Origin of the sequence: Oscillatoria sp. HE19RPO (assembly GCF_024220515.1) — a bacterium.
In the GTDB taxonomy this organism is placed as follows: Bacteria; Cyanobacteriota; Cyanobacteriia; order Cyanobacteriales; family Laspinemataceae; genus Laspinema.
The window spans coordinates 1-25,080 of record NZ_JAMXOT010000042.1 but is presented as its reverse complement, the minus strand read 5'-3'; the positions used below and the strand labels follow the sequence as shown (position 1 = coordinate 25,080).

The 25,080-nt window shown below is 48.9% G+C and carries 17 protein-coding genes; 12 read left to right on the top strand and 5 right to left on the bottom strand.

What is annotated here, in order from left to right; genetic code table 11:
* Nucleotides 1–602 precede the first annotated feature (602 nt).
* On the bottom strand, nucleotides 603–1,508 hold the full coding sequence (locus tag NG833_RS04985) for a CoB--CoM heterodisulfide reductase iron-sulfur subunit B family protein (RefSeq protein WP_254564204.1): 906 nt from the start codon (nucleotides 1,506–1,508) through the stop codon (nucleotides 603–605).
* A gap of 421 nt (nucleotides 1,509–1,929) precedes the next feature.
* On the opposite strand from NG833_RS04985, the gene acpP reads away from it, so the two are divergent.
* From acpP to tkt, 3 genes are all read left to right on the top strand, one after another.
* The gene (gene acpP / locus NG833_RS04980; RefSeq protein ID WP_254564203.1) at nucleotides 1,930–2,181 is read left to right on the top strand and encodes an acyl carrier protein; all 252 of its coding nucleotides are present in this window, start codon (nucleotides 1,930–1,932) and stop codon (nucleotides 2,179–2,181) included.
* A 60-nt stretch (nucleotides 2,182–2,241) separates the two neighbouring features.
* Nucleotides 2,242–3,492, top strand: coding sequence for a beta-ketoacyl-ACP synthase II (fabF, locus tag NG833_RS04975; protein ID WP_254564202.1), 1,251 nt, complete (start codon nucleotides 2,242–2,244; stop codon nucleotides 3,490–3,492).
* 257 nt (nucleotides 3,493–3,749) lie between these two features.
* On the top strand, nucleotides 3,750–5,780 hold the full coding sequence (tkt, locus tag NG833_RS04970; RefSeq protein WP_254564201.1) for a transketolase: 2,031 nt from the start codon (nucleotides 3,750–3,752) through the stop codon (nucleotides 5,778–5,780).
* 366 nt (nucleotides 5,781–6,146) lie between these two features.
* On the opposite strand, the gene NG833_RS04965 is transcribed toward tkt, so the two are convergent.
* The gene (locus NG833_RS04965; RefSeq protein WP_254564200.1) at nucleotides 6,147–6,464 is read right to left on the bottom strand and encodes a WGxxGxxG family protein; all 318 of its coding nucleotides are present in this window, start codon (nucleotides 6,462–6,464) and stop codon (nucleotides 6,147–6,149) included.
* Nucleotides 6,465–7,472: 1,008 nt separating this feature from the next.
* Here NG833_RS04965 and NG833_RS04960 point away from each other — a divergent pair.
* The 4 genes from NG833_RS04960 to NG833_RS04945 all read left to right on the top strand — a co-directional run bounded on the left by NG833_RS04960 (nucleotide 7,473) and on the right by NG833_RS04945 (nucleotide 15,786).
* On the top strand, nucleotides 7,473–9,893 hold the full coding sequence (locus NG833_RS04960) for a sucrose synthase (protein ID WP_254564199.1): 2,421 nt from the start codon (nucleotides 7,473–7,475) through the stop codon (nucleotides 9,891–9,893).
* Between the two features lie 1,078 nt (nucleotides 9,894–10,971).
* The gene (locus NG833_RS04955) at nucleotides 10,972–14,739 is read left to right on the top strand and encodes a Calx-beta domain-containing protein (RefSeq protein ID WP_254564198.1); all 3,768 of its coding nucleotides are present in this window, start codon (nucleotides 10,972–10,974) and stop codon (nucleotides 14,737–14,739) included.
* Nucleotides 14,740–14,905: 166 nt separating this feature from the next.
* Complete coding sequence (def, locus tag NG833_RS04950; protein WP_254564197.1) at nucleotides 14,906–15,469, top strand: peptide deformylase; 564 nt, start codon at nucleotides 14,906–14,908, stop codon at nucleotides 15,467–15,469.
* Nucleotides 15,470–15,585: 116 nt separating this feature from the next.
* Entirely contained in the window at nucleotides 15,586–15,786 is a 201-nt protein-coding gene (locus NG833_RS04945; RefSeq protein ID WP_207088103.1) for a hypothetical protein, read from the top strand.
* A gap of 88 nt (nucleotides 15,787–15,874) precedes the next feature.
* Here NG833_RS04945 and crtH read toward each other — a convergent pair whose 3' ends face one another.
* Nucleotides 15,875–17,401 carry a carotenoid isomerase gene (gene crtH / locus NG833_RS04940; RefSeq protein WP_254564196.1) on the bottom strand — a complete coding sequence of 509 codons (1,527 nt, stop codon included), beginning with the start codon at nucleotides 17,399–17,401 and terminating at the stop codon, nucleotides 15,875–15,877.
* A gap of 500 nt (nucleotides 17,402–17,901) precedes the next feature.
* Between crtH and upp the strand changes: the two genes are divergently transcribed.
* From upp to NG833_RS04925, 3 genes are all read left to right on the top strand, one after another.
* Complete coding sequence (gene upp, locus NG833_RS04935) at nucleotides 17,902–18,552, top strand: uracil phosphoribosyltransferase (RefSeq protein WP_254564195.1); 651 nt, start codon at nucleotides 17,902–17,904, stop codon at nucleotides 18,550–18,552.
* A gap of 217 nt (nucleotides 18,553–18,769) precedes the next feature.
* Nucleotides 18,770–19,102, top strand: coding sequence for a hypothetical protein (locus NG833_RS04930; protein ID WP_254564194.1), 333 nt, complete (start codon nucleotides 18,770–18,772; stop codon nucleotides 19,100–19,102).
* A 301-nt stretch (nucleotides 19,103–19,403) separates the two neighbouring features.
* Entirely contained in the window at nucleotides 19,404–19,691 is a 288-nt protein-coding gene (locus NG833_RS04925; protein ID WP_254564193.1) for a YggT family protein, read from the top strand.
* 124 nt (nucleotides 19,692–19,815) lie between these two features.
* Here NG833_RS04925 and NG833_RS04920 read toward each other — a convergent pair whose 3' ends face one another.
* Nucleotides 19,816–20,235 (bottom strand): FxLYD domain-containing protein, encoded by a 420-nt coding sequence (locus tag NG833_RS04920; protein ID WP_254564192.1) that lies wholly within the window; start codon nucleotides 20,233–20,235, stop codon nucleotides 19,816–19,818.
* 354 nt (nucleotides 20,236–20,589) lie between these two features.
* Nucleotides 20,590–21,456, bottom strand: a complete 867-nt coding sequence (locus NG833_RS04915) for a shikimate dehydrogenase (protein ID WP_254564191.1) — start codon at nucleotides 21,454–21,456, stop codon at nucleotides 20,590–20,592.
* 316 nt (nucleotides 21,457–21,772) lie between these two features.
* Here NG833_RS04915 and NG833_RS04910 point away from each other — a divergent pair, with 316 nt between their 5' ends.
* On the top strand, nucleotides 21,773–22,873 hold the full coding sequence (locus tag NG833_RS04910; protein WP_254564190.1) for a BLUF domain-containing protein: 1,101 nt from the start codon (nucleotides 21,773–21,775) through the stop codon (nucleotides 22,871–22,873).
* Between the two features lie 969 nt (nucleotides 22,874–23,842).
* Nucleotides 23,843–24,748, top strand: coding sequence for an SGNH/GDSL hydrolase family protein (locus tag NG833_RS04905; RefSeq protein WP_254564189.1), 906 nt, complete (start codon nucleotides 23,843–23,845; stop codon nucleotides 24,746–24,748).
* The last annotated feature ends 332 nt before the right edge of the window (nucleotides 24,749–25,080 follow it).

Below are 25,080 nucleotides of genomic sequence, written 5' to 3'. Positions count from 1 at the left end.
CCAAAAAATAAAACCTTCAAAAAACCCGCAGGCTCAAGCCTGGGGCTACACGGACAAAGCCCGCCTGCGCGGGCTAAAAGAGCCTTGTTAGGTGCGATCGCATCAAAGCAAGGATGATTTATTTGTTGGAATCCCCTTATCTGAGTTCGTAGTAACGACTTCAGTCGTTCTCTTATCTGAGTTCGTAGTAACGACTTCAGTCGTTCTCTTGTCTGAGTTCGTAGTAACGACTTCAGTCGTTCTCTTGTCTGAGTTCGTAGTAACGACTTCAGTCGTTCTCTTATCTGAGTTCGTAGTAACGACTTCAGTCGTTCTCTTATCTGAGTTCGTAGTAACGACTTCAGTCGTTCTCTTGGTTAAGAACGCATGGAGAAAGCGGGACCCTGTTTAACCTCAAAACGGGGATAACGACTGAAGTCGTTACTACGAACACCGGATAACGACTGAAGTCGTTACTACGAACGAAGAGAACGACTGAAGTCGTTACTACGAACACCGGATAACAACTGAAGTCGTTACTACGAACACCGGATAACGACTGAAGTCGTTACTACGAACATAAGAGAACGACTGAAGGCGTTACTACGAACATGGGATGAGTTTTAGAGTCCCAATTTTTCTAAGAGGGGTCTCGTAGAGACTACGTGACGATCTAACCCCAGTGCTTTGGGGGGGATGCCTAAAGCTAACGCCACTAATTGCGGCAGATGGAGGACCGGCAGATCTAATTTATGACCCATAAATTTAGCCACCTCCGGTTGACGAGAGTCTAAATTCAGGTGACAGAGGGGACAGGGGGTGACTAAACAATCAGCACCTGCCGCGATCGCCTCGTCCAGATGGTTCCCTGCCATTTGGAACGCTTGGTCTGTCGCATAGCTGGATAGGGGCCAACCACAGCATTGGGTGCGTCCTGGATAATACACGGGAGTGGCCCCTACGGTCCGAAATACATTCTCCATCGATTCCGGTTGGTAGGGGTCATCATAAGGGATAGTTTTTTGAGCGCGCAGCAGATAGCAGCCATAGAATGCGGCACATTTGAGTCCACTCAGCTTGCGGGTGACTCGTTTTTGGAGTTCATCGAGTCCATAATCCGTGACTAAGGCCCATAATAGATGTTTGACTTCCGTGGTGCCTTGGTAGGGAGAACAATTTTGTTTTTCCAGTAACCCATTAATCTGGTTGACATAAGCGGGGTCAGAGGTTTGGAAATCTTTGAGACGCTCATCCACATGACCGATGACCCCTTGACAAGTGCTGCAATGGGTGAGTAAGGGGAGGTTGAGTTGTTCGGCGAGGGCAATATTGCGGGCGTTGACCGTATCTTCTAGGAGGCGGGAATCTTCTTTGAAGGTACCAGAACCGCAGCAGGAGGCTTTTTTGAGTTCCAGCAGTTCAATACCGAGGGCTTGGGTTAAGGCTGCCGTGGATTGATAGAGTTCGCCGCAAGCGCCTTGAGCAACACAGCCGGGGAAGTAAGCGTATTTGAGGGTAACTGATGGCATGGCAGTGGCACAGTTGAGAGGACGGTAGGAGGCGATCGCCGTAAGTAATGTAAGGAGATCGCTTCTTCTATTATTATGAGGTTGTCTGGGGCGCTGCACTATCCTTTCTTAATAGCAGCTTAATTTTAGAAGGACCAAGGACCAAGGACCAAGGACCAAGGACCAAGGACCAATTATCAATTATCAAGTGAAAAAAAATAGGCATTCTGCGAAGCAAAGAAAACATTAAGAAATCGCGTGTGGGTGATGCATCTTTCAGATAAGATGGGAAAACGGCCTTGTCCCAGTCATCGGACAGAGGAGTTTTAGAAACGACTAAGGGCCAGACGGACAAAACAGGGCAGGGACAATCGCAGGTTAGAACGGCCCCACCCAAGCCCCAATTTGTTATGATTTGCTGCATTCTAAAGAGGACATCCCCATGAGTCAAGAAGACATTTTTTCCCAAGTCAAGAAAATCGTTACGGAGCAACTAGAAGTAGAAGGGGAGAAAGTCACCCCTTCAGCCAGCTTTGCCGAAGATCTCGGCGCTGATTCCCTGGATACAGTGGAACTGGTGATGGCATTAGAAGAAAACTTTGATATTGAAATTCCGGACGAAGCAGCAGAAAAAATCACCACCGTCCAAGAGGCAGTGACTTACATCGAGAGCCAAGTTGCAGCAAAAGCATAAAGCAGACTGCTTTCACCTGGATTCTGCGTGTTTGGTGTGGCAGCAAGAGATACAGCAATCATGACCAGCTTAGAACGAAAACGAGTTGTTGTTACGGGTCTCGGTGCGGTTACGCCGATCGGCAATACCTTACAGGAATATTGGGAAGGGTTGTTGAGCGGACGTAATGGCATTGGTCCCATTACCCTATTCGATCCGTCGAGTCATTCCTGCCGGATTGCCGGTGAGGTGAAGGGATTTGACCCCCATGACTACTTGGAAAAAAAAGAAGCCAAGCGCATGGATCGATTTGCTCAGTTTGCGATCGCCGCGAGTAAGCAAGCGATCGCCGACGCGAGTTTCGAGATTAATGAACTCAACGCCGATCAGGTGGGGATTGTCATCGGCAATGGCATCGGTGGCATGAAGGTAATGGAAGATCAGCAAACGATCTACCTCAATCGCGGACCGGACCGATGCAGTCCATTCATGGTTCCGATGATGATCGCCAACATGGCGGCAGGTTTGACTGCCATTCATACCGGAGCTAAGGGGCCAAATTCTTGTGTAGTGACGGCTTGTGCAGCCGGTTCCAATGCCGTGGGAGATGCCTTTCGCCTCATTCAAGGCGGATATGCTCAAGCGATGCTTTGTGGCGGAACTGAAGCGGCAGTGACACCGCTATCGGTGGCCGGTTTTGCCGCAGCGCGGGCGGTTTCCACCCGGAATGATGATCCGCTTCATGCCTGTCGTCCTTTCGATCGCGATCGCGATGGATTTGTGATGGGCGAAGGAGCCGGCATTTTACTTCTCGAAGAACTGGAACACGCTCTGGCAAGAGGGGCAAAAATCTATGCCGAAATGGTAGGCTATGCCATGACCTGTGATGCCTATCATATGACCTCCCCCGTTCCCGGTGGTGAAGGGGCCACCCGAGCGATGTTACTCGCCCTGAAAGATGCCGGACTCTCACCGGAACAGGTGAGCTACATCAATGCTCACGGCACCAGTACCGCTGCCAATGATAAGACCGAAACCAACGCGATTAAAAACGCTTTGGGAGACCATGCTTACAAGATAGCAGTCAGCTCTACAAAGTCAATGACCGGGCATTTGCTAGGTGGCTCGGGCGGCATTGAAGCAGTAGCAACGGTCATGGCAGTCGCCCATGATAAAGTGCCACCAACCATTAACCTAGAAAATCCAGATCCCGAGTGCGACCTGGATTATGTGCCGCATCACAGCCGGGATTGTCCGGTGAATGTCGCACTCTCCAATTCCTTTGGGTTTGGGGGACATAACGTCACCCTAGCCTTTGCCAAATACCAGTAAAGGGTTTAAGGTGACAAGGTTGCCGGATGAAGTTTGTTTTTGAGTTTCACCTGAACGGTTAAGCCCACAGATAGCGGGTTTCATTCTTTAGATTAACTCCTTGTCACTTTACCCTTGCCCATCGATCCGGGTAATGGGATCATGGGATTACCAGTTGGCGGCGATCGCCAGGGGTTGACGACAGCTCATCACCCCCAATCGCCCTGCATTACCAGACCAACCTTAGACAATCGACCCTCATTTACACAAAAGAAACTATGGCCGTATCTGCTCCTACCAAACAATCTCTCGAAGAACTCTGCATTAACAGCATCCGCTTCCTGGCGATCGATGCTGTCGAAAAAGCAAACTCCGGTCACCCCGGCTTACCCATGGGTGCAGCGCCAATGGCGTTCGTCCTTTGGGATAAATTCATGCGGTTTAACCCCAAAAACCCCAAGTGGTTTAACCGCGATCGCTTCGTCCTCTCCGCTGGACATGGCTGTATGCTCCAGTACGCCCTCCTGTATCTCACCGGCTACAGAGGCTTAGAACTAGAGGACCTCAAGCAATTCCGTCAGTGGGAATCCAAAACCCCCGGACACCCCGAAAACTTCCAAACCGAAGGCGTCGAAGTCACCACCGGACCCCTCGGCCAAGGGATTGCCAATGCGGTTGGTTTGGCTGTGGCTGAAGCCCACCTCGCCGCCAAATTTAACAAACCCGACCTCAACATCGTTGACCATTACACCTACGTTATCCTCGGTGATGGCTGCAACATGGAAGGGATTTCCGGGGAAGCTTGCTCTTTAGCCGGTCACTGGGGACTCGGTAAACTGATCGCCTTCTACGACGACAACCACATCTCCATTGATGGTTCCACCGACATCTCCTTTACTGAAGATGTCAGCAAGCGCTTTGAATCCTACAACTGGCACGTCCTCCACGTCGAAAACGGTAATACCGACCTGGATGCCATTGCTAAGGCGATCGAAGAAGCCAAAAAAGTCACCGACAAGCCCACCTTAATCAAAGTCACCACCACCATCGGCTTCGGTTCTCCCAACAAAGCCAACAGCCATGATGTCCACGGTGCAGCCCTCGGTGCTTCCGAAGTCCAAGCCACTCGCGACCACCTCGGCTGGAACTATGGCCCGTTTGAAGTGCCGGAAGATGCCCTGGGTCACTTCCGCAAAGCCGTCGATCGCGGTGCCAAATATGAAGAAGAATGGAACAGCCTCTGGACTCGCTACAAAGCCGAGTATTCCGAAGAAGCTGCCGTCTTAGAACGGATGATGAGTGGCAAACTCCCCGATGGCTGGGAAAAAGCCCTCCCCACCTTCAAACCCGGTGAGAAAGCTGATGCTACCCGGAACCAATCCGGTGCCTGCTTGAATGCGATCGCGGGAGTCCTCCCCGACTTGATCGGCGGTTCCGCTGACTTAGCCCCCTCCAACAAAACCTTACTGAAATCTTCCAAAGATTTCCAAAAAGGTGCCTATGAAAACCGCAACGTCCGCTTCGGCGTCCGCGAACATGGCATGGGCGCAATTTGCAACGGTATCGCCCTACATGGTTCCGGTTTAATCTCCTACGGTGCCACCTTCTTGGTGTTTACCGACTATATGCGCGGTGCCATTCGTCTGTCCGCCCTCTCTCAAGCTGGGGTAATCTGGGTGATGACCCACGACTCCATTGCCTTGGGTGAAGATGGTCCGACTCACCAACCCATTGAGCATATCCCCTCTCTGCGCGCCATTCCTGACCTGATCGTGCTGCGTCCGGCAGATGGTAATGAAACCTCTGGTGCCTACAAAGTCGCCGTGGAAAAAGCCAAAGGCATTGGTGCAGATCATCCCTACCCCTCCCTGTTGGCCCTGTCTCGCCAAAACCTGCCCAACTTGGAAGGAACTTCCATTGAAGGGGTTGCTAAAGGCGGTTACATTATCTCCGATAGCGAAGGCACTCCGGATGTCATCTTAATTGGTACCGGCGGCGAACTCTACCTCTGCGCCGAAGCGGCTGAAAAGCTCCGTGGACAAGGGAAGAAAGTCCGGGTTGTCTCTATGCCCAGTTGCGAACTGTTCGACGAACAAGATGAATCCTATCGCGAATCCGTGCTTCCTAAAGCCGTCAAGAAACGCCTGGTGGTAGAAGCTGGTTCCAGCTATGGCTGGCACCGTTACTTCGGCGACCAAGGTTCCTCGATCAGTGTCGATCGCTTCGGTGCTTCCTCTCCTGGTGAGGTCGCTTTGGAACGGTTTGGATATACAGTGGATAACGTTGTTGCCAAAGCAGCGGCGCTTTAAGTATATTATACAGGACCTGTAGGGGATTGTTCTTGGAAATAACCCCCTAATCCTATAAAAAAAAGGCTCTCTAATGCTAGGGAGCCTTTTTTTTATTAGGTCTTGACCCGCCCGATTCTGGAGCCAGAATATTCTTCTCAACACTGCAATTTTGGCCGTTTGAAAACCGGATTCATTCAATATGGGTTGCTGAACAATCCAGTCAGTTAAAATCTAAAGTTGAAATCAGAAAGCCGGTCTCTTGGTTGAGATGCAACCCGGTACACCAGTCCCCTCTAGAAATAAAATGCAGTAACATCAGACCCGATGCTACCGCATTTATAATTTGATTAAAACTTAGGCAAAAATTCCCAGATTTTTCTAGGTTTAGCGATAAGTTGAGGAGGAGCGACCTGCTACTTCTTCCCGATCGCGAGCCGGATCGGCATAATAAGTAGGGGATTCGTTGCGATTGCGACCACCTAAACCAGCCAGACCCAGTAAGCCTAACAAGCCAAGTAAGCCCCAAGCTCCCCAATCATTATCCTCTTCGAGATATTCGGTCCCTTCTCCGGTCTCATAAACATCTTGGGTGGGAGTTACCGGGGTGGTTTGCGCCGAGGCGGGTAAAGTCGAAGGCGCGATCGCTAAACCTGCACTCAGAACAGTGGCGCTTAAAATTGTGGACAATTTAGAACTCTTCATAAAAATGAGTCTCCTTAAAACATTGCTTGCTTGTAACCAATCTATCTACAATCACAGAAATCCGCATCAATCTTTAGATGTAAACTCAGTTGGAACCCAGTTATTCCTGAAGAAATAGACCCAGAGGAAAAGGAGTATATAGAGCTAGGAAAATGATCTCGAATTTAAAGCAGGAGAAAGAAGGATGCACTGGCTGGAGGGCTGGCAATCGCCAACTCCCATCAGGATTCCAGGGTTTAGACCCCAGTACCTTCAAGGGGTTCTCCTCCTGGCATTAGAGGGATAGAAACGAGTGCGATCGCCACCGCAGAGGACCTATTGATTGGAGTGAAATTTCCCCGAGGATTTAAACCCCTCAAGAAATTCCTCGGGTTCACCTGGGATGTCATCCCCAAATTAAACCCCTTGAGGATTAATATCAATAAAAAAATGGCAAGCCGGTAAAAATTAGCCGTTGAAAACTGAGAATCCCTCCAAAATGAGCGGTCGTCTCAAATAACACTGGGGGTTCCCATGTCATCAAATATAGACAAAAAAAACCTCAAAGAGTACGAAAGTATGATAAGTAACAAAAAAACAGGGTTTCATCCTCGATGGTTTAGGGAGAAAGGGAGGGCATTAATATAAGTGACCGGAATTTTTCCGGGCTATTTGGGAAAATCCCAGTCCTCAAATTGGGCAAGCAGACAACAGGTTGAATCCCGGGGAAATCCTTGCCTATCAGCGAATATAGGCCAGTTAGGAAGCCAATCTCCTCAACCCCTACTCCAGTAGCCTACTGCAAAAGCGACTGCATTTGCGACAGAGAGTTCGACCCGATCGCCACGGCAACCGTGACCCCTTGACCGCGATCGGGTATAATAACCAATCAGTTGATCGTGCTTCATCCACACTATCCGGTATCAATCTGGAGATATCTTCCTCTACAGACAGAGGCGATGGACATCGTTGTGACCTTTAATTTGAGTGAAAGCACATTCACTTGTCGAACTTAGTAAGGAGTATTGGATGTCAGACTTGATAGAATCCGTCCTAAAATGTGACGAAAAAATCGATCTGCGTCAGTTTGCCAGCGAATTACGCACCACAGGACAGCAGTATTTTCTGAGAAATGATATCGTCCGAGCCTTCTGTGATTACTGCGATCACCATGAAAAGCCCTCGTATTTTTATCAATCTTCCTATCTAGGAAAACTGATTTTCTATACCCAGGAAATCATTCTGGAAAACGAAAGTCTCTGCATGATTGTGCGGCCTAAGATTGCCTCTCAGGAAATCTTTCGGATCTTAGAAGACCTCACGGTAGAAGCGATGACCGTGCAGGAATTGCTCGATTTGCGCGATCGCCTCGTTAATCACTACCATCCCAACGAGGGAGATGTCCTGGAACTAGACTTTGCCCCCTTTTACGACTACTCCCCCACCATTCGCGACCCCAAAAACATCGGCAAAGGGGTTCAGTTCCTCAATCGCTACCTGTCTAGCAAGTTATTTCAAGACCCCCAGCAGACCCTTGAACTGCTGTATGAATTTTTGAACTTGCATCAATATAATGGACTGCAATTACTGATTAATCCCCGGATTAAAAACCGGCGGGAATTGTCCCAGAAAGTCAAACAAGCCATCTCCTTCGTGGGCGATCGGCCCTCAGAGGAACCCTTTGAAAACTTCCGGTTCGACCTGCAAATTTTAGGATTTGAACCCGGTTGGGGAAATACTGCCGGTCGCGTCCGCGAAACCCTAGAAATCCTCGACGAACTGATCGACTCCCCCAACGATGCCGTCATGGAATCCTTCATCTCCCGGATTCCGATGATCTTTCGCATCGTCCTCGTCTCCGTCCATGGGTGGTTTGGTCAAGAAGGCGTACTCGGACGACCCGACACCGGGGGCCAAGTCGTCTATGTCCTGGATCAGGCCCGCAGTTTAGAAAAACAACTGCAAGAAGAATTTAAACTCGCCGGATTGGATACATTAGGGGTTCATCCGAAAGTCCTCGTACTGTCCCGGTTAATCCCCAATGCCGATGGCACTCGCTGTAACGAACGCCTGGAAAAAATTTACGGCACTGATAATGGCTGGATTCTGCGAGTTCCCTTCCGTGAACAGAATCCTAACCTGACCCAAAACTGGATTTCTCGATTTGAAATCTGGCCCTATTTAGAAACCTACGCCATTGATGCCGAAAAAGAACTCCTGGCCGAATTTCAAGGCAAACCCGATTTAATCGTCGGCAACTATTCTGACGGAAACTTAGTGGCATTCCTGTTAGCACGTCGCCTGAAAGTCACCCAGTGCAACATCGCTCATGCCTTAGAAAAATCTAAGTATCTCTTCAGTAACCTCTACTGGCAAGACCTTGACTCTCAATATCACTTTTCTCTCCAGTTTACCGCTGACTTGATCGCCATGAATGCTGCCAACTTCATTATTAGCAGCACCTATCAAGAGATTGTGGGAACCCCGGATAGTGTGGGTCAGTATGAATCCTATGCCTGTTTTACCATGCCGGATCTGTATCATGTGGTCAACGGCATTGAGTTATTTTCTCCTAAATTTAACGTCGTCCCCCCAGGGGTGAATGAAGCGGTCTATTTCCCCTACACCCGCACCGAAGACCGGATCCCATCTAACGGGGAACGACTGGAAGAATTACTGTTTACTCTGGATGACCCGACTCAAGTTTTTGGAAAACTCGAAGACCCCAGTAAACAAATTCTGTTTTCCGTCGCCCGACTGGACCGGATTAAGAATCTGACGGGTTTAGCTGAATGTTTTGGCCAAAGTCCTGAATTGCAAGAGCGCTGTAATCTGATTCTGGTTGCGGGTAAATTGCGAACTGAGGACTCTACAGATACCGAAGAAATCAGCGAAATGCAAAAATTGTATGGCATCATTGAGCAATACAATTTGTATAATAAGATTCGCTGGTTGGGAGTGCGCCTCTCTAAGAGCGATTCTGGGGAATTGTATCGGGTGATTGGTGACCATAAGGGAATCTTTGTGCAACCGGCTTTATTTGAAGCCTTTGGTCTGACAATTTTAGAGGCGATGGTTTCCGGTTTGCCTACCTTTGCCACCCAGTTCGGGGGTCCGTTAGAAATCATTCAAGACAAAGTGAATGGATTTTATATCAACCCAACGAATTTAGAGGAAACCGCAGACAAGCTGCTGGATTTTGTGACCAAACATGAACAAAATCCCCATTATTGGGAGGAAATTTCCAAAAAGGCGATCGAGCGGGTTTACACGACCTATACTTGGAAAATTCATACCACCCGCCTGTTGTCCCTTTCTAAAATTTACGGGTTCTGGAATTATACCTCCAAGGAAAATCGTGAGGATATGTTGCGCTACTTAGAGGCGTTGTTTTATCTGGTGTACAAGCCTCGCGCTCAGGCGTTATTGGAACAACACCGCGATCGATAATAAATAGGTCCCGCCAGGAACTTTTCCTAAGATCACCATTCAGGTTCTTTTGAATGGGTGAGTCTTGAACCTTGAGAATTAAGAATTAAACTCTAATCAGGTTGATTAGTTTAATTCTTAATTCTCAAGTTCACTTCCCTCTTTCGTTACGACCGGCTCTATTCCAGTTCCATAGCCCGATTCTCTGCCTGACCAACCCCCGATCATTCATTCAGGTTCCATCGGTCCAATCCTGAATTTACCTTCATCCCCCTTCGTACTTAGGGTGTTCCAACAAATAAATCATCCAAGTCCCGATGGTTAAGCACCTAACAAGACTGTCCACGCCCGCGCAGGCGGGCTTTGTCCGTGTAGCCCCAGGCTTCAGCCTGCGGGTTTTTTGGAGATTTTATATTTTGGAGTTCCCTTACCCCGGGTGATAGGATTGGATCATCATTCTCACTCAAGTATTTCAAAATCCCCATAAAACCGTGACCGCCAAAAAATCGACCCCTACTCAATTCTTTTAGCGGCCCGTGATAGCAATTTGGGTAAATTTGGGTATAATCCACAACAACTGACCCCGATCCGCATCCACTCAGAGGATCCAGGAAAATCCTTGATCCTTCTCATGACTCGGGATTTAAAAAAAGTTGGGAAGGGGTCGTTTGAGATCCAGTGACTCAACATCAATAAAATAGAGTAACTCAGTAGTATCCTGTCAAACCCCAAAACCGATCCAAGGACTACTATTTACATTGAGTAAATCTTGGTCTATGGTGCTAATGACGTATGTCCATCCCAAATGTAAACTGCACAGGATTCTCGGGTTCCTGATTTTCTCAATAGGGCATTGCTCTTGTCCAATCAGACGGAATGCCTGGATTGTAAAAAACAACTATCGGAAAAACAGAAGGAGGCTGCAAGTTTTATTAAAGATATCTTGAGTGCATCTGAGTATTCGTAAGCGATCGCCAATTGTAGATCATCCCTGACAACTCCTGATTTTTGAGAGTTAAAGCTGTGCGATCGGCTTTAACTACCTTGGATTGATGAGTTTAGTATTCACCCAAACTATTCTGTAGATAGAATTCCCAAAATGGCACAAATTAGCGAACCGAACAATCCCCTGGAAACGAATCTTCCCGGGTCAAATATTCCCGGATTAGATGACAGCGCTCTCCTAGAATCCTCTCGAACTTTAGAGGAAGACGGAATTTTTTTAGACTTATCCCTACAGCAAATCATCCAAGGCCAAGCTGGAGATGATACGATTATTGGTTCCCTAGCCGACGATACCATCGTTGGCAACCCAGGAAACGATACCATTTATGGCAATGTCGGTAATGATAGCCTCCTGGGAAACCAAGACAACGATACGATCGCCGGTGGTCCCGGTAACGACATCATTCGCGGAGTCTCCGGCAACAACGTCCTCTACGGAGACCTCACCCGGGAGGGACTCTCCCTCGAAGAAGGATTTGGTGACGACATCATCTTTGGCGGCATCGGCGATGACCTGATATTCGGAAACCAAGGCAATGATACCCTCGATGGAGAAGGGGGGACCGACACCGTCTATGGAGGCAAAGGCAACGACCTGATCATCGGTCATGAGGGGAATGACCTCCTCTCCGGTGACGATGACAATGACCTCATTTATGGTGGCCTCGGCAACGATAACATTTCTGGCGGTCTCGCCAACGATACCCTCTACGGGGAAGATGGGGATGACATCCTCAATGGCAACGAAGGCAGCGATTTAGTAGTAGGCGGTGCCGGGAACGATATCCTCTACGGTGACGATCTGACTGCCGAAGTCTTTGGTGGCGGAAACGATGTCATCTATGCCGGGGAAGGCAATGATACCGCCTACGGTGGCGTCGGCAACGACATCATTTTTGGCAATGAAGGGAATGATGTTCTCTTTGGCAACAAAGGCTCTGATGTCGTCTATGGCGGTCAAGGCGATGATACCGCCTACGGGGGTCAAGATAATGACCAACTCTTCGGGGACAAAGGCAATGACGTCCTCTTTGGCAATCTCGGAAATGACTTCGTTGATGGCGGCGAAGGGGATGACCTGATCTTCGGCAATGAAGGCAATGACCTCCTCGAAGGCGGTTTTGGAAACGATATCATTTATGGCGGTCAAGACAACGATACCATCCGAGGCGGCGATGGAGATGACCTGCTCTTTGGTGATAAAGGCAATGATGTCATTTTCGGCGGAGTCGGCAACAATACCCTCACCGGCGGCCAAGGGTCCGATCAATTCGTGATTTCTCCCGGATTGGGGTTCTTACAACAGACGCGAAACTTAATTACCGACTTCACCGATGCACAAGATTTCCTACTCTTAGCCGATGGCATTACCTTTGAAGACCTCGATATCCGCGAAGAATTTGATGCCAACGGGACCTTAAATACCCTGATTCTCGATCGCCTCACTGGCACCGTCACCATTTTACAAAACATCAGTGCCAGTCAGATTACCCGAGAAGACTTTCTCCCCCCAGTTGCTGCGCCACCGCCACCGCCACCCCCGGAGGCCGTCCCACTCCCAGACATCCCCACCCCTCCACCGATTACACCCCCTGTAATTGACCCCCCAGAAGAAGAAGAAAGTGTCCTCCAATTTGGCAGTGCCACCTACCGACTTAACGAAGATGGCACCCCGGAAACCGTTTTAGTCACCGTAACTCGGACCAATAGTACCGTGGGGGCCGTCAGCGCCCAGGTCTCGCTTCGGGCGGACCGAGGTACTGCCACGCCTGGGGACGACTATGATGATATTTTACCCATAACCGTTTCCTTTGCCGATGGAGATTCCGCCGCGAAAGTGGTGGAGATTCCCATCATTGACGATGACATTCCCGAAGACACGGAAACCATTAACCTGCAATTAGGCAATCTCACGGGTACAGCGGTCCTGGGAGCCCAATCCATCGCCACCGTCGAAATTATCGACAACGATGAGCAGAGTATCCTGCAATTTAGCGATGCCACCTACCGAATTAATGAGGATGGGACCCCAGAGGAGATACTCGTTACCGTGACTCGGACCAATAGTACCGAGGGGGCCGTGAGCGCCCAGGTCGTGCTTCAAGCGGACCCCGGTACTGCCACTGCTGGAGACGACTATCAAAATGTTTTACCCATAACCGTTTCCTTTGCTGATGGAGATGCGGCATCGAAAGTCATCACCATTCCCATCACTGACGATGACATCCCGGAAGACACGCAAACGATTAACCTACAATTAGCCAATCCCACAGGTCCGGCAGTCCTGGGAACCCAAGGGACAACAGCCGTGGAAATTATCGATAACGATAATCCGGGTGCGTTAGAGTTTGTCATCCCCGAGGAAAACAGTTTCCGGGTCCGGGAAGATGGGACCGTAGTCCGAGCGGTCCAAGTGCGGCGGGTTGATGGCAGCAGTGGCGAGGTGAGTGCAACGATCGCACTGTCTGCGGGTACACCAACTACCGATCCCCCGGCACAAGCTGGAATTCCCCTAGAAGATTTCGATCCCAATCAAGCGATTACGGTCACCTTTGCCAGTGGGGAAACTGCTGCAAAAACCATTGAGATTGCCCCAGGGATATTACGAGGGCAAGTAGGGGATGTGGATGGGTTAAAAACCGTTAACCTCACCCTAACTAACGCAGTGGGTGGGGTAGAACTGAGTCCTACTCCAGCCCCGGTTCAGATTGAAGATATCGACCAACTGATTGTCAGCATTGAGGCTGTGGAACCGGGAAATCAGGCGTTTGAATCGGAAGGAACGCTCCAAGCGGGAGCAACCCGAGAAGGGGTCTTCAGGATCGACCTTCGGGATGCCCAGGGTAACCTCGTCGCCGCCCCCGAAGACTTAACCATCTCCTATCGTTTAGATACCACCGCCCCGACAGAAGAGGACGCACCCCCCCCGGCAACGGAGGGTCAAGATTACAATGCGCTGTTTAATAACAATGCCTTCACCTTGGCGGGTGGGACCCTTGTCATTCCCCAGGGAGCTTTCACGGCAACCCTGACCATTGATCCCATTGATGACCAGGACGCCGAAGGAACTGAATTTGTCCGGGTCATCCTCAATCAAACGGCCAATTACAACCTTGATACTCAGAAGCAAGAAGCGGAAATTCAGATTATCGATAATGACTTAGCCGTAGTCGGAATTCGCGGAGACAACCTCACCGTGAAGGAAGATCCCACGAACCCTCAAACTCAGCTAACTGTCTTTCGGGAAGACCCGGAAGGGAATCCCCTCCTAGATGGAGATCTCACGGTGAGTTATAGCTTGGGTGGTTCGGGTCAGGGTCGGGTGAATCAGGACCTGTTGACTGGTACTGTGATTATTCCCGATGGTCAATCCACGGCGACCATTACAGTCCAGGTGAACGATGACGAGATTGCTCAACGGGATGAACGGCTGCAAGTTAGTGTGCAAGGTTCCGCCGATCCGGCTTCAGTTTACCAAGTGAAAGAAGACGCTGCCTCGACTTCGGTTTTGATTGAAGATAATGAAACCCCGGAAATTAGTGTGGTAGGTCTTAGTGCGGATATCTTGGCGGACCCTCCCACGGGGAATCGCTTCCAGTTCATCCGGTTTGGGGATAAAGCCATCCCTGTTACGGTGAACTACATCTTCGGTCCTGCTTCCACTGCTCAACCGGGCGTTGATTTTGAACCCTTAATCGACCCGATTTTCATTGCTACAGGACAAACTTCCTTGTCGGTTCCGGTCAACGTGCGCCCCAATGCCAATGACCCCGGCTTCAAAGTGATCGAGCTTGAACTTCAAGATGGCCAAGAGTACAATATCGGCTTTGCTCCTACTGCTATTGTGTCTTTCTTGAGCTAATCTGACAAACCCCAGTCACGGGTCAGATTTCCTCGGGTTTGAGGAATTTGACCCCAGTCTCCCCGAACCCAGGTTGGGGAGACTCTGCGGCTTTTGTATCAATCGGTTAAGATCGAAATAACAAGCCTAGATTAAAATCTAGCCGGAAACCGCACCCCCTAAGTTCATGAGTTCTCAAGTTCTTGTCGAAAAGAAAAAGTTAGAGCATCCACCTCGGGATATTCGTTATCTCGGCGATCGCGATCTGCGTCAGTCTGCCAAGCGCGTTGCTCAAGTGGATGCAGATATCCGCCAACTCGTGCGCGAAATGCTCCAAAGTATGTACACTGCCGATGGCATTGGATTGGCGGCACCTCAAGTCGGGGTCCAAAAACAAGTGATTGTGGTAGATTGCGATTTGGAAAACCCTGCAACTCCCCCCTTAGTTCTGATCAATCCCGCGATCAAGAAATTCGGCGGCGATGAATGCACCTATCAAGAAGGCTGTCTGAGTATTCCCGGTGTTTATCTGGATGTCAAACGCCCCGAAATTATCGAAGTGGCATTTAAGGATGAACGGGGACGTCCTCAAAAAATGACGGCAAAGGGAATCATCTCTCGTTGTATTCAGCATGAGATGGATCACCTCAAGGGTGTCCTGTTTGTCGATCGCGTGGAAAATCACCTGGCACTCACTGAGGAACTGACCAAACAAGGGTTTTCGACGAAAGACGTTAAATCCATGCTTTAGGAAAATGTCAACGGTTAACTATTAGGGGTTAACCGTTTTTTCACCGCTTCAATGGTCACCTAGATTGTTAATACTGTAGTCATCCTTTATTCATCCTTTATTGGTCAGGGTTTCTCATGTTCATGTCTCCCAAAACTTCCCTCTTTCTGGGCGCTTCCTGCGTGGCGGCGATCGCCTCGGTGGGTTCGATTTTTGAACTCTCCTCCGGACAACCAGAACTCGGCGCAATTCCCACGGGTATCATTCTGGCAATTAGCGTTCCCAGTGTGGTTTTATTCTTTCTCGCCGCAGTCCGGGATGCCAGAGAGTCCCCCTAACTCGTGGATTCCCTCTCGGGTTGAGTCAGGACAAAAACCCGCTAAATTCGCCTCTATCCTGACTCAATAAACCGGGTTTTGGCTGCTCCTACAACCCCAAATCTACCCCAATTCTATGGGCACAGGCAAACCCCGAAAAGGCGACTGCATTTAATCCTTGTCCGGGAAAGGTACTATCTCCCACACAGTACAACCCGGGAATTGAAGTGCGGTTAAAAGGCATTCCCAACAATCCCCATAACTTCCTTCGGGGAATCGGTCCATAAGTCCCATCCACCCGGTTTAAAAACCGCCGATGCGATCGCGGGGTTCCCACCTCCATATAATCCAATCCCGCATCTAACCCGGGAAAAATCTCTTCTAAACGCTCAATAATTCGTCCTGCCGCTTCTTCCTTCTTCTCTTCATACTCTTCCGACGACATTCCCTCCCAATCCTTAATCCAACTGGGGGTAAAAGTATGAATGATATGATATCCCTCCGGGGCTAAACTCGGGTCCAAAAGGGTGGGAATCGATACGAAAATTGTCCCCTCGGGTTCTTCCATTTTCTGCCATTGGTCTAAGACAATATGATGACAAGCGCTATCCGGGGGTAAAACTCCCGCTTCTACTCCTAAATGCAAACTAATAAAACTGGGGGATTTGCGATAGCGACTGCGCCAACGTTCTTCTTTCTGCGGCAGTTGGCGATCGCCCAATAATTTGTCAAAGGTATCCCAGCGCGTCGCATTCGAGACAATCCGTTTGGCCCGATATTCCTCTCCCGTGGTCAATTTTACCCCCACGGCGCGTCCTTGTTCTGTGATAATTTGACCCACCCGGGATTGATAGCGAATGGTACTTCCGGCATTCACTAATCCCTCGGCCAATTTCTTAGCAATTTGTCCCACGCCGCCTTTAGGATAATTTATCCCACCATAATGGCGATCGGAAAACACCATCCCGGCATTAATCATCGGGGTCATTTCGGCTGGAACCACGGACCAGCAATAGCATTCGATATCAATAAAGTTCAGCAGGGCCGGATCTTTGATATACTTGCGGGCAATATCTCCGGCATTCAGGGGGAGATATTTGACTAACCCCAAACAGGCGAGGGGATGCTGGAAAAACACCTGCATCAGATAGCGCGGTTCTTCCAGGGACAGTAACGGCATGGCATTGAGGCAGTTGAATACTTTCCAGCATTCATCATAAAATTGGCGAATTCCCTCCCGTTCATGAGGAAAGCGACTGCCTAGTTCTTGCAAAAATTTCTCATAATTGCGATGGACTTCGAGGTCCAGTCCGTCCGGGAGGTGATAGTGGATCTGCACCGGATCCGGGACGGTTTCGAGGTTGACTTTGACTGCATCTAGGGCGCGAGTTAGCAGGTTCGTGGTGCCTTGGTCCCCAAATCCGAAGATCATCGAGGCTCCTTGGTCAAAACAATAGCCGTTGCGCTCAAAGGAGCCAGAACTGCCTCCGGGAATGGTGTAGCTTTCCAGGACGAGGACCTGGGCTCCTTTGGCGGCGAGTTGGGTTGCGGTTACGAGTCCGCCAATGCCGGAACCGATAACGATAACATCAAAATTCTCAGTTTGGAGTGAGGTTGGGGTGGAAGCAACTGCCATGAGTCGAAGTCTTGCGATCGCCTAAAGGGTTATGAATGGGAAAGCTGACCCCATTGCACTGCACCCACATCTGGACCCCAGTTTGATGTTAGGGACCCCCAAATGCCGGTTTGACAGACAATGCGGCAAGCTATGGGGTTATTGTAAGGGAAATTTTAGGTCAGGGGCGCGGGGGATTGGGTTATTCTTGTCCCAGCTTTGCACCCACCCCCCCAAAAAAAATACGGGACTAGCCGCTATTGCTGACCAATCCCGCCTGCCGATCCTTTTTGAGAGGAGAACACTTTAGTAATCTCAATATAGACTTATTGAAAAAGTTTGTCAATACTTATTGAGAAGTTTTTTCAAAAATTTTTTAGCCTAATCTGCGAGTTAACAACAGGTAATGGAATCTGGGGCAGAAAACGATCGCCCCCAGATTAACTCAGCAGACCCGGAAGGCAGTACAATCGGTCTGGTCTCGAACCTAGAATTAAGACAAGCGATCGCCCAAAAAGTCCATGACCATACAAATGCGAGTTTATGTGCCACCGCATCCGTTAATCAAGCATTGGCTTGGGGTGGCGAGGGATGCCGGAACCCCACCTGCGCTGTTTCGGAGTGCCATCACCGAATTAGGACGCTGGCTGACTTATGAAGCCTGTCGCGATTGGTTGCCGGTGGTAGAAACCACCATCGAAACCCCCCTGGCTCCTTGTCCCGCCACCTTTGTCAATCCGGAAGTGCCGGTGGTGGTGGTGCCGATTTTGCGGGCGGGATTAGCCCTAATGGAAGGGGTGCAACCCGTGATCCCCTTGGCAGCGGTGTATCATTTGGGGATGGTCCGGGATGAAGAAACCCTGGAAGCGCGATGTTATTTAAACAAACTCCCAGATCAAATTGACCCCCAAACCCGAGTGCTGATTTGCGAACCGATGTTAGCCACCGGGGGGACCATTATGGCAACAATGGCGATGCTCACCGAGCGCGGTGTGGATCCGGGGCTGATTCGGATTTTGTCCGTGGTGGTGGCATCCCCCGCCTTGCAAAAATTGAGTCAAGCCTATCCGAGTTTGAATATCTATACCGCTTGCATTGATGAGAGTCTCAATGAGAACGGTTATATTGTGCCAGGATTGGGAGATGCAGGCGATCGCGCCTTTGCCACTTGAGTCAAACCGACAAGCCCGCACCCCCTTGACGGAGCCTTGAAAATCTGCCCGGTTGTCCCCCAGGCAAGGGTTTCGCTCCTGACTAAAGACGAGAAGATTACCCGCCCCAATGTGTTATTATATCCAGCATTAGAGGGGTTCCGGGACCCTATATTCCCAGGGTAGAAATTTAGAAGCCACAACTGAAAGCAGCAGCAACTCAACACAGGGGAAGGCAATGAGTAATCGAGATAATTTTGCAGGTGGATTTTTACTGGGAACGATTTTAGGTGGCATCGTCGGTGGAGCGATCGGGGCGATCGTGGGTGCAAAACTGGCAGAAGAGAGTAAGCCACCGGAAAACGGCACCCGTCCCGAACCTAGACCCCGAAAGCTGAAAAAACGGCAGTTTGCTGAACAAGCAGGCATGGAAACGGCACGGCGTTCTTTGGAAAACAAAATCGCTCAACTTAATGAGGCGATCGATGATGTGCGCCAACAACTGAGCCATGTTAACGGAACTGCTGTAGAGGAAACCGAGAGCGTTTCCGCCGTGGTGGAAGAAGTTTAAGAGCAATAAGAAACCGGGTTTTTTGAGCAAATTTCTGCTAATTACCGAGAAATCTAGGCAAAAACCCGGTTTCTAGCCCATTACCCATAAGAAACCGGGTTTTTTGAGCAAATTTCTGCTAATTACCGAGAAATCTAGGCAAAAACCCGGTTTCTGGTCCATTACGGCTCAATTTTTGTAGCGATCGCCCGGTTCGTTTCGGATTCGGAAACCCGACTCCATAAAGATGCGGCGATCGACTACACTAAAAACAAAGCTCGATCGAGCTTAGAATTCACATAGTCCAAGTCAATCAATCATTATGAATCCCGCAATAGACTTAATTTTCAGCACCCTAGCTGCATTTTTTCAAATTTATTTCGTCCTGTTGATCATTCGGATTCTCTTAAGCTGGTTTCCCAATGTCAACTGGTACGATCCACCGTTTTCCATTGTCAGTCAGCTAACCGATCCTTACCTGAATATTTTCCGTTCTTTTATTCCACCCTTAGGGGGAATCGACTTATCCCCGATCTTGGCAATTTTGCTTTTGCAATTCGTCTCGGGGTTCTTCGGCAGCTTATCAGCAAGTGCAGCATTCGGGTTTTAATGCCCCCGATGGACCCTTGTGCTTTGGAACTCCTCATTCCCCGGTTACTCCGGAACACAAAAGCGGCGAGATCAGACTCGCCGCTTTTTGTTGATGGATGGGTAAGAGTAGCAAGAGATTCAGCTTAATCTAGACTGGTCTCATAGAGTAACGGTTTGACACGCCCGCTAAATCCCCGCGCCTTGAATTTTTCTAATTTTAGCGGTGTGGGGAGATTGGCTGGAACGGAGATTCTGAACTCAAAATCGCTATTTCCGGGAGGGACAGACTGAATATTGCCCAGGCGGGTGCGATTGGGCATGATGTTGTTGTTATTGGCATCATAAATCACGCCAAATACATCAGCATCATAAACGGGTTTACCGGAGGTATTTTTAGCGGTTCCGCTAATGATAAAGCAGTTGGCTGCACTCATATCACCACTGGCGACGATGCCCTCGGAGAGTTCTTCACCACAGTCTTTGTAGGCGATATTGGAAATTTGGATATCGGTCAGGGCTAAAGCCGGAGGCGTAAACCAGAATAAGCCGATCGCAATTACCATCGGAAGAATTATCCTCTTGAACTGGAAGAAGCGCCCGGTTTTAGGGAGGGAGATTTGCACAGATTTGATCATCAAAACACCTCGGAATAGGGGATGGTTGAAATTAAACAAAATTAAAGATAGGCGGGATTTTCAAAAACCAAGCTAAAACCTAGAGAAGTAGGGTGGGCACTGCCCACCTTTGCGTTTAGGTGGGCAGTGCCTCCTGAGCTTGTCGAAGGGCCTACAATTGCTCCAAAAAATGTACCTCAAAAACAAAGCTCAAACCTAGCTTACCGCGAAGCAGGGTCGGGGAAAAAGCCCTCTGTTGACGGCCTAAATCCTGGGGGTTGAGGGGATTTTAAGGAAGAGAGGTTATCGCCGCAAATGCTGAAGGAGTGCTTGCCTCATGATATCCACGGGGACCGGGCGATCGAGCCAAATTTGCAAGGCGGCAGCCCCTTGTTGGACTAACATTTCTGACCCATCGATCGCCTTTGCACCCACCGCTTGCGCCTGTCGCAAAAATTCCGTCGGACTGGGGGTGTAGATTAGATCATAGGCGATCGCTGCTTTAGGGAGGATAGCCAGGAGGTCTGGGGTCACCGGCGAGCGCCCCACATCCGGAGACATTCCCACTGGGGTGGCATTCACCAGTAATCCCGCCTGGGGTAGCAGTTGTGGCAGTTCTGACCCGTCATGGACCGAGAGATTGACCGGCCAAGGGGAATCCTGCCAACTGGTTTGAAATGCCTGTAATTTGTCCATATTCCGGCCTACGACACAGATTTTGGCACAGCCTAACTGGGCTAAACCGGCGACTACTGCCCGCGCTGCACCCCCGCACCCTAAAATCACCGCGAGGGTTTTATTCCAGGGGCGATCGCAACTTTGTAACGGGGCGAGAAATCCTTCTACATCGGTATTTGTGCCTGCCCACCCGGTGGGAGTCCGCCAGACGGTATTCACCGCCCCCACCGCCTGAGCAACGGGAGAAATCTCCGATAACAGAGGAATAATGGCTTGTTTGTGAGGGATGGTAATGCTAAATCCGCGCACCCCGACGGCAGCAAAACCGGCAAGGGCGGTGGGTAAATCCGACGGTGCGACTGGCCAAGGGAGATAGATAAAATCTACTCCCATTTCGGCGATCGCGGCATTATGCATCACCGGGGACAGGGAATGCTTCACCGGATAGCCGATGACACCGAGTAATTGAGTTGTTCCTGTAATGGTTGGCATGGTCTAAAAAAGCGGATTCCTGACACCTGTTTGTGAATACGGGTAGAGTCGAGTTCTAACTCCTGTCCCGCCCCTTGATTTTATGTCACAATTTTGAATGAGAACCGTAAAAAAAGGGCGATCGGATGAGGGTTCTGAAGGGCTGGGGATTTGTAAAACACTCAACATCAGGGAATTCTATCGAAACATTAGGGTTGTTCAGGTTTATCGGTGATTTGTACATCAACAACCCTCTGCTGTCATCCCCGCTTCCAGCCGCTGCCTTTGAGGTTGAGGTTGGTGGCGCTATTTTGTTTTAGTGGAGTAGAATTTTATCATGAAACGACTCACCTATATTAGTAAATTTTCCCGAAACCTCTCTCGTGACGAGATTGAGGCGATCGGTCGCATATCCAGTCAAAAAAATCAACAAGCAAATGTGACGGGAGTATTGCTCTGTCTGGATGGGATATTTTTTCAAATCCTAGAAGGTGAAGCGGAGAAAATTGACCGAATTTATGACCGAATTCTTGCGGACGATCGTCATACGGATATTCTTTGCTTAAAATCTGAACTGGAAGTCCAGGAGCGAATGTTTCCCGATTGGTCCATGCAAACGATTAATTTGGATGAAAATACGGATTTGTTAATTCGACCGATTAAGGTGTTATTGCAGACTCTCACCGAATCCCATCGGGTGTTGGAAAAATATACCCAACCCAGTATTTTTAAAATTATTAGTCAAGGCACTAATCCCCTGACGATTCGGCCCAAAGCGGTAGAAAAAATTGTATTTTTTAGCGATATTGTCTCGTTTTCTACCTTTGCGGAGAAACTGCCGGTGGAAGAGGTAGTCTCCGTGGTGAATAGTTATTTTTCAATTTGTACGGCAATCATTACCAGACAAGGGGGAGAGGTGACTAAGTTTATTGGGGATTGTGTGATGGCTTATTTTGATGGGGACTGCGCTGATGAAGCTATCCAAGCAAGTTTAGATATTTTGATGGAACTGGAAATTTTACGAAATGCGGCTCCGGAAGGGAGTCCGTTGCGGGTACTCTACAGTGGAATTGGTTTAGCCAAAGGGAAAGTGATTGAGGGGAATATTGGTTCCGAGGTGAAGAGGGATTATACGATACTAGGGGATGCGGTGAATGTAGCGGCTCGCTTGGAAGCGTTAACGCGGAAGCTCTCCCAAGCTCTGGTTTTTTCAGGTGAGGTTAAAAATAGTGCCACGAAAACTTGGAATTTTATCTGGTTAGCAGATTCAGCCTTGAAGGGGAAATCGGAATCGATTGATATTTATTCGATTGATAATGAAATGACGCGAAAATCTAGCGGGGGATTGGAAATTGCTCGGAATATTGGGCATTATTTGGAACGAGTGGGCGATCGCCAACCGAGTCAGATTTTTGGGGTGAAAAGTTTGCCGTTATAAGCAAGTTCGTGGATGGGGTGCATCTTGACTTAAACTGACTCGGACATCGGTTCGAGGAACATCGGCATATTGAAACAGGTAGATGCTACAGGAGTTAGGTTCCCAGGATGAGGGCACTCCAGTATCCGGTGAGGGGAATCTCTCCGTGGCGATCGCCCCGAACCAACATTCAGATCTATAAAATTTTGATAAACCTAATCCTGATTTTTTAAAAAACTTTATACTAGCTTTAAATGAATCCGGGAACTCGCTTTTCAACGGGACTCACTTCCATCCGTGACCTCAATTTTTAATCAGACTCAACTGACTCTCTATCTCCTCAAAATCCCTTAAATTTTAACCCCATTTACCGATTGACATTGCTCAAGTTTTATGTATAGATTGCCCCTGAATTGGGTATCAATGGGGCCTCATTCACGAATTTTCCACCTTCTTCGTCATCTTGGGAATAACCCTGTAAAGCAAGTGTATCAACAAAAATCGTGAATCCTCCCCTCAAAAAACAGGGCTTTAAACCGCTTTCTTGATGGGAAGTCCCTTCATGTTCTAGGTAAATTCCGACTCTTCCTCAAAGTCAGCACAAAGATAGAGTGACTGGCTTAGAACATAGAGCAAACTAATAAGCTAGGGAGACCCCCAAAAAACCTCAGCCCTATGCAGGGTGGGGTTAGAGGAATAGCCTTTTTGAACTATATCCTGTTTCCTCGGGCTTCCAAGTCGGTAGGACATCAATAGAACAAGAAACTCAGTTTCTCGCTGTATTTTGTTGTCCAATCGGTGAAATTTTGTAAAAAAACGGGGTGATGACTGCGACTATCCCGCTACCTTGGCGTCACAAATGACGCTAAGTTCTACCTGTGGAATTCAACCCGACCCCCTCCCGAAATTTCACGGTTGCAGTTGAGGAATTAAGCAAAAAGCCTCCCTTGTTTTAACTTATTTTGACGATTTTACTAGAGGTATGACAACATGAAAAACATGAATTTAACGCTGACATCTGCGGGTTTCGCGACCCTGTTGCTTTTGGGTGCAACCTCCTCCTCGGTACAAGCCTTTTCTTTAACCCAATCCAATCCCCTTAAAATTATGCCATTAGGGGATTCTAACACCCGAGGCAAAGGGGAGGACATTGCGGGCTATCGAGATGACCTCTGGATGCTACTGAATGACAGTGGATTCAATGTTGATTTTGTCGGGAGTGCCACCACAAATCCCCCCGACAATTGGAATCAACCCTATGACTTCGATCGAGATCATCAGGGTCATGGTGGATATGCCATTAGTGGTGATACCTTCCCCGGGGCCAGTGATTTGACGTCCAATATTGATAACTGGCTGAATGCCGCCACTCCCGATGTTATCCTGTTGATGGCAGGAACCAACGACTTTATCTTTCAAAATACAACAACTGCCCAGGAAACGATTGATGAACTTGGCGCATTAATTGATAAAATCTTTGCTTGGTCTTCCGATGTTAATTTATTGGTTAGCTCGATCGCCCCATTAGCCCCCGATCGAGGATTAGAACAAGAAGCCGCTTTATACAATGATATGATTCCGGGTCTGTTAGGCAGCGATCGCTATCAGCAAAAGAACCTCTCCTTTGTAGATACCCGCAATTTGTTGACCCTAGATGATCTCTATGATGGAGTTCACTTTACACCCCAGGGTTACACCACCTTAGCCAATGCCTGGTTTGATGGGATTGTTGCCGCCTCCGATCTAGGTCAACCTCCTACAGGTCCGATCGCCGGTGAAACTCCCGGATCAGACGACTCAGTTTCTATCCCCGAACCGACTTCTGTATTGGGAATCTTAGCATTCGGTTTAGTCGGCGCAGGATCGTTACGCAAACGCCGTCATGTTTCTCCCTAACTGTAGGGTTGATTCGCGAATCAACCTCTTACATTGAGGGGAATAAATATTTAATTCCAGGGGAGTTTGAGAGAATTTTGCCCGAAGTTTAATCAAGCAGCTTTTGCCTTGATTTTGCAAAAGCTGCTCTTTTTTTTGCGATTTATACGGAATTCGGTTGCTCTAGGTCTATAAAAACTAGCCCTGTCAAGGTGATAAATTTAATGACGAAAAATCGTTATTTCTTGGACAGGCGCTTCGAGAAGCGCCCCTACAAGAGGTAAATTTGATGACGAAAAATCATTCTTTCTTGTAGGGGCGCAATGCTTGCGCCCCTGGGGCGCAAGCATTGC